Annotated in this window: 4 protein-coding genes and 1 pseudogene; 4 read left to right on the forward strand and 1 reads right to left on the reverse strand. The window is 33.2% G+C overall.

Annotated elements, in window-relative coordinates:
• The first annotated feature begins 399 nt into the window (after positions 1–399).
• From nheA to nheC, 3 genes are all read left to right on the forward strand, one after another.
• Positions 400–1,560: a non-hemolytic enterotoxin NHE subunit A gene (nheA, locus tag AC3WTI_RS00375; RefSeq protein ID WP_087955682.1), complete on the forward strand. Its 1,161-nt coding sequence runs from the start codon at positions 400–402 to the stop codon at positions 1,558–1,560.
• Between the two features lie 31 nt (positions 1,561–1,591).
• Positions 1,592–2,800, forward strand: a complete 1,209-nt coding sequence (gene nheB, locus AC3WTI_RS00380; RefSeq protein WP_000162968.1) for a non-hemolytic enterotoxin NHE subunit B — start codon at positions 1,592–1,594, stop codon at positions 2,798–2,800.
• A 108-nt stretch (positions 2,801–2,908) separates the two neighbouring features.
• Positions 2,909–3,988 carry a non-hemolytic enterotoxin NHE subunit C gene (gene nheC / locus AC3WTI_RS00385; RefSeq protein ID WP_097842078.1) on the forward strand — a complete coding sequence of 360 codons (1,080 nt, stop codon included), beginning with the start codon at positions 2,909–2,911 and terminating at the stop codon, positions 3,986–3,988.
• Between the two features lie 449 nt (positions 3,989–4,437).
• Here the strand turns inward: nheC and AC3WTI_RS00390 are convergent.
• Positions 4,438–5,010, reverse strand: a pseudogene (locus tag AC3WTI_RS00390) (hypothetical protein).
• Between the two features lie 1,176 nt (positions 5,011–6,186).
• Between AC3WTI_RS00390 and AC3WTI_RS00395 the strand changes: the two are divergent.
• The coding region (locus AC3WTI_RS00395; RefSeq protein WP_492304290.1) for a SpaA isopeptide-forming pilin-related protein at positions 6,187–9,688 on the forward strand (3,502 nt) is incomplete at its 3' end.

Raw genomic sequence — 9,688 nt, forward strand, 5'->3', positions numbered from 1 at the left:
AAGCTTGAAAATAAAGGGAGTGAAAATACTTCTTTACGTTATATAAATAGCTGTGTTTAAATGACCTTACAGTACAAAACTTACATGAAAACAAAACGGAATTTCATATTGACGTACGTTTTTTGTTTTATAATGAATAATATTTTCGTGTAATATATTCACTGTGTGAATGTGGAAATGGCTATAAAATAGAAATTTTATACAATGTTATTCATACTAATCACATATGAAATGTTTTATAACAATAAGTAAGTACTGTAGCAATAAAGGTTGAGAGAGGTGGTTCATACATGGATCGCGGTGGGAACGTTCTCTATTTTAACCATCTCAAATTATGTGTAAGAAAATAGAATAATAAAATGCGATAGTAATAGTTGCTAATACATAGGAGGAGTTAAAGTGAAAAAGACTTTAATTACAGGGTTATTGGTTACAGCAGTATCTACAAGTTGCTTCATTCCTGTAAGCGCTTACGCTAAGGAGGGGCAAACAGAGGTGAAAGCAGTATATGCACAAAATGTAATTGCTCCAAATACATTATCTAATTCAATTAGAATGTTAGGGTCACAGTCACCACTTATACAAGCATATGGACTAGTGATTTTACAACAGCCAGACATTAAGGTGAACGCGATGAGTAGTTTGACGAATCATCAAAAGTTTGCAAAGGCAAATGTAAGAGAGTGGATTGATGAATATAATCCGAAGCTAATCGACTTAAATCAAGAGATGATGAGATATAGTACTAGATTTAATAGTTATTATAGTAAGCTCTATGAACTAGCGGGAAACGTAAATGAAGATGAACAAGCAAAAGCAGATTTTACAAATGCATATGGAAAATTACAACTACAAGTACAAAGCATTCAAGAGAGTATGGAGCAAGATTTATTAGAGCTAAATCGATTTAAAACGGTATTAGACAAAGATAGTAGCAACTTATCAATTAAGGCCGATGAAGCAATAAAAACACTACAAGGATCAAGTGGAGATATAGTGAAGTTAAGAGAAGATATTAAAAGAATTCAAGGGGAAATTCAAGCAGAGTTAACGAATATTTTGAATAGACCTCAAGAAATTATTAAAGGTTCTATTAATATCGGTAAACAAGTATTTACAATTACAAATCAAACTGCACAAACGAAAACAATTGATTTCGTTTCTATCGGTACTTTAAGTAATGAAATTGTCAATGCTGCAGATAGTCAAACGAGGGAAGCGGCTCTTCGCATTCAGCAAAAGCAAAAAGAGCTACTACCACTTATTCAAAAGTTATCACAAACTGAAGCAGAAGCGACACAAATTACATTCGTTGAAGATCAAGTAAGTAGCTTTACAGAACTAATCGATCGTCAAATTGCAACTTTAGAAACGTTATTAACAGATTGGAAAGTTCTAAACAATAATATGATCCAAATTCAAAAGAATGTTGAAGAAGACACATATACAGACAGTAGTTTACTACAAAAACATTTCAACCAAATTAAAAAAATAAGTGATGAAATGAATAAACAAACGAATCAATTTGAAGATTACGTTACAAACGTTGAAGTACATTAAAAATAAGTAACGATATAGGGAGAGAAGAAAAATGACAAAAAAACCTTATAAAGTAATGGCTCTATCAGCACTTATGGCAGTATTTGCAGCAGGGAACATCATGCCAGCCCATACGTATGCAGCTGAAAGTACAGTGAAACAGGCTCCAGTTCATGCGGTAGCAAAAGCTTATAATGACTATGAAGAATATTCATTAGGACCAGAAGGCTTAAAAGATGCAATGGAGAGAACAGGTTCAAACGCCTTAGTAATGGATCTGTACGCTTTAACAATTATTAAACAAGGGAATGTTAACTTTGGTAATGTATCTTCTGTTGATGCGGCTTTAAAAGGAAAAGTGATTCAGCACCAAGATACAGCTAGAGGAAATGCGAAGCAATGGTTAGATGTATTAAAACCACAGCTTATTTCAACGAATCAAAATATCATTAATTACAATACGAAATTCCAAAACTATTATGATACTTTAGTTGCTGCGGTAGATGCAAAAGATAAAGCAACTCTTACGAAAGGGTTAACTAGATTATCAAGTAGTATTAATGAAAATAAAGCGCAAGTAGATCAGTTAGTAGAAGACTTGAAGAAATTCCGAAACAAAATGACGTCAGATACGCAAAACTTCAAGGGTGATGCGAATCAAATTACATCTATATTAGCTAGTCAAGATGCTGGAATTCCGCTATTGCAAAATCAAATTACAACGTACAATGAAGCAATTAGTAAATATAATGCAATTATTATCGGTTCATCTGTTGCGACAGCACTAGGACCAATTGCAATTATCGGTGGTGCAGTAGTTATTGCTACAGGGGCAGGAACGCCGCTAGGAGTCGCATTAATTGCAGGTGGTGCAGCAGCTGTAGGCGGTGGTACAGCTGGTATCGTATTAGCGAAGAAAGAGCTTGATAATGCACAGGCAGAAATTCAAAAAATAACAGGACAAGTTACAACTGCTCAATTAGAAGTAGCTGGGTTAACGAACATTAAAACACAAACGGAGTATTTAACAAATACAATTGATACTGCAATTACAGCGTTGCAAAACATTTCAAACCAATGGTACACAATGGGATCAAAATACAATTCTTTACTTCAAAATGTAGATTCAATTAGTCCGAATGACCTTGTTTTCATTAAAGAAGATTTAAACATTGCGAAAGATAGCTGGAAAAACATTAAAGACTATGCAGAAAAGATTTATGCGGAAGATATTAAAGTAGTAGATACGAAAAAAGCTTAATCAAATATGAATCGTTAGAGCGTTACGTATTGATGAATGATTTGAAGCTCCTGTTCAGTTGTGAGCAGGAGTTTTTTTATACTCTTATAAAGAAAATAGGTGAAAAGTATGCAGAAACGATTTTATAAAAAATGCCTTTTAGCGGTAATGATTGCTGGGGTGGCAACGAGTAATGCATTTCCTTTACATCCTTTTGCAGCAGAACAAAATGTAAAGGTGTTACAAGAAAATGCTAAAAATTATTCTCTCGGACCAGCAGGATTCCAAGATGTAATGGCGCAAACGACATCGAGCATATTCGCAATGGATTCATATGCAAAATTAATTCAAAATCAACAAGAGACTGATTTGAGCAAAATAAGTTCCATTAATAGTGAGTTTAAAGGAAATATGATTCAGCACCAAAGAGATGCAAAGATCAACGCAGCGTATTGGTTAAATAGTATGAAGCCTCAAATTATGAAAACGGATCAAAATATTATTGATTACAATAATACTTTTCAAGCGTATTATAATGATATGCTAATAGCGATTGATCAAAAGGATAACGTAAAGTTAAAAGCGGATTTAGAAAAATTGTATGCCGATATTGTAAAGAATCAAAATGAGGTAGATGTATTACTAAGTAATTTGAAAGCTTTTCGCGATAGAATGGCGAAAGACACAAATAGCTTTAAAGAGGATACAAATCAATTAACAGCGATTTTAGCAAGTACGAATGCCGGTATTCCAGCTCTAGAGCAACAAATCAATACATATAACGATTCAATCAAAAAAAGTAATGATATGGTCATTGCTGGTGGTGTACTTTGCGTAGCATTAATAACATGTCTGGCTGGCGGACCGATGATTGCGATTGCGAAAAAAGATATCGCAAATGCAGAAAGAGAAATCGCCAATTTAAAGGATAGAATTTCTGGCGCACAAGCAGAAGTCGTAATTTTGACAGATGTGAAAAATAAAACAACAAATATGACAGAAACAATTGATGCAGCAATTACAGCACTGCAAAATATATCAAATCAATGGTATACAGTAGGGGCAAAATATAATAATTTACTACAAAACGTAAAAGGAATCAGCCCTGAAGAATTTACCTTCATAAAAGAAGACTTACATACAGCGAAAGATAGCTGGAAAGATGTAAAAGATTATACAGAAAAATTGCATGAAGGCGCGGTGAAATAAACAGTGGACTAGTTCCGCTGTTTATTTTTTTATCCTGTTTTTTGTAAGAGGTGGACTTGTTATTTAATATATAAATTTGCTGTGTTATTAGAAACATTTAGACAAATTGATACTAATAACATAGATGAATTTCTGATGGGGGACCGTCAGGAAAATGCGGATTTACAACGCTAAGCCCATTTTCAAGCCAATCCCCCCATTTTTAACAATGTTAAGAAAGTTTCAATGGTCTTAAAGAATGTAACGAGATCATTTTTTGAATTAAAATGGTATTCGCCAAGTAAATTAAAGAGTAATTATTAAAAAAAGTAAAGGTAGAAGTTGAAATAAGTAAATTGTTTTCAACCATATATTCTTTTTTTATAATTATTGTAATACCATAATCATTTGCAGCAGAATAGGGAAAAAGATACTCTAAGGTGCCTTCCTTCGAGTTGATATTAACCATGTTAAATGCTTGCCGGTGCATCGATTGAAACATTGATAGTAGTAGGAGTTCCGAAAATAGAGATTTTTACAGCATCAACTACTATCTTATTGCTATCTTTATTTGATTCATTTCCTTCAACCATTCTATCTAGTTTATCTGATCATGTTAACCCTGTAGCCTTTATCATGGCTTTAACAGTGTTTAGGTCTGGAGCGCCATTATATAAAATACTGTTAATTGTTTTATCATCTCTTCTTAGGCTCACACTAACCCATTTAGTTTCCGATGTACTATCTTCAGTTTTTGTGTAATAAAAACGATGAGTTTCAGTGCTTTCTTCATATTCAAGATTAAAAGGTAGTATTTGAATACCTTGATTAGCTTAATCATCTTTAATTTTGTTTTAGTTTCGCAGAGATTGATCTGTAGTCATATCCTGAAATGCTAATCTTCCTTTGGGTTTTGTTTCATCCTTTTTGTAAGTAGGTTCAGATGACTTTGATTCAGTTGTAGTTTTCTCATCTCAGTTACAAGCAACCATCCCCATTAGTAATGCGCTACAAGTTAATACTGTAAGTAATTTTTCTTTCATTATTATGCTCCTTCGTTTCCAGATGACTTTCAATCAGCTTTTTAGCTTTTTCGTGAAAAATCCGAAGCTAGTAGCTGGTAACGATTGAATGCTACCGCGATTAGGAAGAACCTGCGCTCTTCTTTGAGCTAACAAAATCCTAGTTGATGGAGTGAGGGAAACTTGATAAGTTTGCCGAGATGGTCTGTTGTGGTTGTTAGCTGAAAGAAGAATAGCCTAACTAAAGTAAATATGGAATACACAACATGATTCGCTTATTTAGCAAAGACGTTATCTATTTGGATAACGTCTTTAATTTTTAACCAGTAAAACTTCATGTATCGAATTTTGAATATTAACATAAGAATTTGATGAGAGGGTAACTGATGTACGGTAGCTCTTTTATAATGTATTTTTGCAGTTTATAAGGAAAAAATGTTGATGTTAAAGGGATGAAATTATGTAAAAATAAATTAGTGGGGCGTGCTCATTCCACAATCTAGTAACTTCATATACAGGGAAGGTTTTCCCTTCCTTTGAGCGTACAGCAAATATATATTAACCAAATATAAATTCTGTTTCTTTGACGACGGCTGTACGTTGAAAGGTGGGGAAGCAACGTCCCTAATAAAGTATTTATATTCTCACTTTTGACAAAAACTCTGTTTCTGTAAATAGGGTTTTTTGTCCTTTAAGAGCAACTAATTGGTTGGTTTTTTATATTTGTTATCTACATTATAAAATTATCTAAATGTATATTGATAATTTTATATATAAATTTAAAAATAAGAGAGGTTAAAGAAATGAAATATTATATGAAAATTGAAGAGCAGAAGAAAGAAAAACAAAGAATATTAAATGAAATCTAGGCTAAAAAAGAGCTACTTCTTGAAGACTTATCATTTTTACAAATAATTAGTTTGAAGAACACACCTTATTTGCTCATCCTACGCGAATTAAAGTTATGGACGAACTAGTTACCAGAGGAACATTATATATAGTGAATTGCATTGTGAAATTTTATTTTCTCATTAAACGTGATTATGAAAGAAATAATATTTTTCGCTATAAAGAGAAAAATATTATTTTGTATAAACAAGGACTATATTGTATTTTAAAATTATCTCAAAATTAGTTTGTGTAAAAGGAGGTACTACAGAGATTATTAGCTACATTAAGATGTGAGGAGTGAATTAATTGAATACATTATTTAATAAAAAAGTAAAAAAAATAAGTAGTAGTTTAATAGTTGTATTACTAGTATGTATGAATTTTCTAATCCATTTACCAAATAAAGCAGAGGCAGCTACAACAGAATTAAAAGGTTTAGGTGATGTATCTTATTACAATGCAATCATTTTTGGAGATCATAGTGCAACGAGTGCGGACATTGAGGGTGCGATGGCTGTTCAAAAAAATATGAACGCATCAAGTTATACAGTCTTAGCGGCTGCAACTGGAGCGCATAACTTAGCTGGAGCAACATGGGTAGATGAAGGATATCCATCATTATTACTAGGTGGTCAATTTACGAAAGCGGGAACAGGACAAGTAATTATTCAAGATGGAACAGTGGCAATGACAAAAGACGGTGACCCAGAAGGTGCAATGAAATCGTCATATGACCGTATCTCTTATAAAGAGCAAGCAGAGATTGATGCTAAATTTAAGGAGTTTAGAAAAGATGTTAATAGTGTAATTGAGGATGCGGGCCAATTACATACTGCTAAACCCAAACCGGGTATGACCTTTGGAATCGGTGAAGATGTAAATAATCCTAATATTTACGTTTCTTCAGGACAAAATGGAAAGAAAACATTTGATGTAAAAGACGTTTTTCTTCCGAATGTAAGTAATAAAGACTTTATTGTTATTCATTCAGATGCAGAAGAAGTTAATTTTGGTGGCGGTGCAATCCTGTATGATACGACAGATAAGGGCGGGTTCACATTAGTTAATACCTCTCAACCATATGACCCTAATTCCTTTTTTACTGAGTTATCTAGTAAAGTCATTTGGGTGTTCCCTAATGCTACAAAGATAACAACTAAAGGATATGGGGTAGTAGGAAGTGTATTTGCACCTAATGCAGTTGTAGAGACAAAGGGTGGCTCTATTAACGGACAAGCCTTTGTTGGTGGATTACACCAAAGAGATGGATTTGAGGTTCATAATTTTAAATTTAACTGGCCAAAGTGGAAAAAGCCGGCAGCTGAAAAAGGAAATTTACAAATTAAAAAAGTTGATGAAAACGATGAAAATATTGTTTTAAAAGACGCAAAATTTGATGTTATAGACAAAGATAATCATGTTGTGGCTACTGTTACAACAAACGAAAAGGGTATTGCGGAAGTTAAAGATTTACCATTTGGTGATTATTTTGTAAAAGAAATTAGTGCACCAGAAGGATATATAAAAGTTGACACACCAGTAAAAGTAACAATTGATAATACAAACATAATTGAATTTGTTATGAAGAATACGAAAAAAGTAGAAAATGGTCAATTTAAATTATTGAAAAAAGATAGTGAATCTGGTCAACTTTTACCAGGTGCAAAATTTGATGTTATAGATAAAGATGGGAACGTTGTCGAAACAATTATTACAGATGGTAAAGGTGAAGCTTTATCAAAACAACTTCCAGTTGGAACATATACATTAAAAGAAGTTGAAGCACCACAAGGTTACGAACTTTCATCTAGTTTAGTTCATGTTGATGTAGCTGCTAATGAAACAGTGACTGTAGATGTGTTGAATAAAAAAATCGTTGAAAAAGCTACAGGTCAATTCGAAATCGTAAAAGTAGATGCAGAAGATAAAACGAAAGTATTATCAGACGCAGAATTTGAAGTGTACAAAGATGGTAAAAAAGTAGAGACGTTACGAACAGATAAAACAGGTAAAGTAATCTCTCAGAAATTAGAGCCAGGAACATACACATTAAAAGAAACGAAATCACCACAAGGATATACATTATTAAAAGAAGAAATTGAAGTCGTTGTGGAAGCAAGCAAAGTAGTACAAGTACAAGTAGAAAACGCAAAAGAGCTAGGAAGCTTACAAGTAATCAAAAAGGATGCAGAGAGTGGAAAAGTTCTAGAAGGCGCAGAATTTAGACTAAAGAACGGAAATGGTCAAGTGGTTGGAGAAACGAAAACAACGAATAAAGACGGCGTTGTGAAATTCGAAAACTTAGTGCCAGGAAAGTATACGTTAGAAGAAACGAAAGCGCCAGAAGGCTACAAAGCAGTAGAGGTAACAGTCGAAGTAAACGTAGTAGCGAATGAAGTAGTAAAACAAGAAGTTATGAATGAAAAAGTAACAGGTCAATTTGAAATTGTAAAAGTAGATGCAGAAGATAAAGCGAAAGTATTATCAGGTGCAGAATTTACAGTGTATAAAGATGGTAAAAAGGTAGCAGAACTGAAAACAGATGAGAGTGGAAAAGTGATGTCACCAAAATTACCATTAGGTGAATACACAGTGAAAGAAACGAAAGCACCAGAAGGTTACAAGCTTTCAAATAAAGAATGGAAAGTAACAATACAAAACGAGAAAGAAGTAGTGAAAGTAGAGGCAGAAAACGAAAGAATTTTAGGTTCTCTACAAATTATTAAGACGGATGATAAAGATCAAGCGAAACGTTTAGCAGGCGCAGAATTTACATTGAAAGATGCGAAAGGAAATGTTGTAAAAGAAGGAATTACAACAGATGAGTCTGGAACTGTTAAAGTAGACGGACTAGTGCCTGGTGAATATACGTTAGAAGAAACAAAAGCGCCAGAAGGTTATGAGTTAACAAAACAAGTAGTTCATGTAACAGTTGATGGTGAAAAAGTTATTGATGCAAAAGTAACGAACAGTAAGAGCCTTGGTCAATTTGAAATCGTAAAAGTGGATGCAGAAGATAAAGTGAAAGTATTATCAGATGCAGAATTTGAAGTGTACAAAGATGGTAAAAAAGTAGAGACGTTACGAACAGATAAAACAGGTAAAGTAATCTCTCAGAAATTAGAACTAGGAACATACACATTAATAGAAACGAAAGCACCACAAGGATATAAGTTGATAAAAGAAGAGATTGAAGTCGTTGTGGAAGCAAACAAAGTAGTACAAGTACAAGTAGAAAACGCAAAAGAGCTAGGAAGCTTACAAGTAATCAAAAAGGATGCAGAGAGTGGAAAAGTTCTAGAAGGTGCAGAATTTAAACTGAAAAAAGAAAATGGTCAAGTAGTTGGAGAAGCGAAAACAACGAATAAAGACGGCGTTGTGAAATTCGAAAACTTAGTGCCAGGTAAGTATACGTTAGAAGAAACGAAAGCGCCGGAAGGCTACAAAGCAGTAGAAGTAAAAGTGGAAGTAAACATTGTAGCAAATACAGTGGTAAAACAAGAAGTATTAAATGAAAAAGTGAAAGAAAAAATTACAGGTCAAATAGAAATTATAAAAGTAGATGCTAATGATAAAGATAAAAAATTAGCGGGCGCAGTGTTTGAAATTTTGAAAGATGGAACAAAAATAGACACATTAACATCAGATGAAAATGGTAAAGCAACTTCGAAAGAACTAGAGCCAGGAAATTATGTTTTAAAAGAAGTTCAGGCACCAGAAGGATATAGTTTATCTGACAAGGAAATTGAATTTACGATTTCTAATCAAAAAATTGAAGTAGTAAAACTTCAAATTACAAATGAAAAAG

The organism is Bacillus sp. EB106-02-03-XG38 (assembly GCF_058792175.1).

Bases quoted from the DNA above. Each gene is read 5' to 3' on its own strand.
- nheB (WP_000162968.1), top strand. From the start codon at position 1,592: ATGACAAAAAAACCTTATAAAGTAATGGCTCTATCAGCACTTATGGCA.
- nheC (WP_097842078.1), top strand. From the start codon at position 2,909: ATGCAGAAACGATTTTATAAAAAATGCCTTTTAGCGGTAATGATTGCT.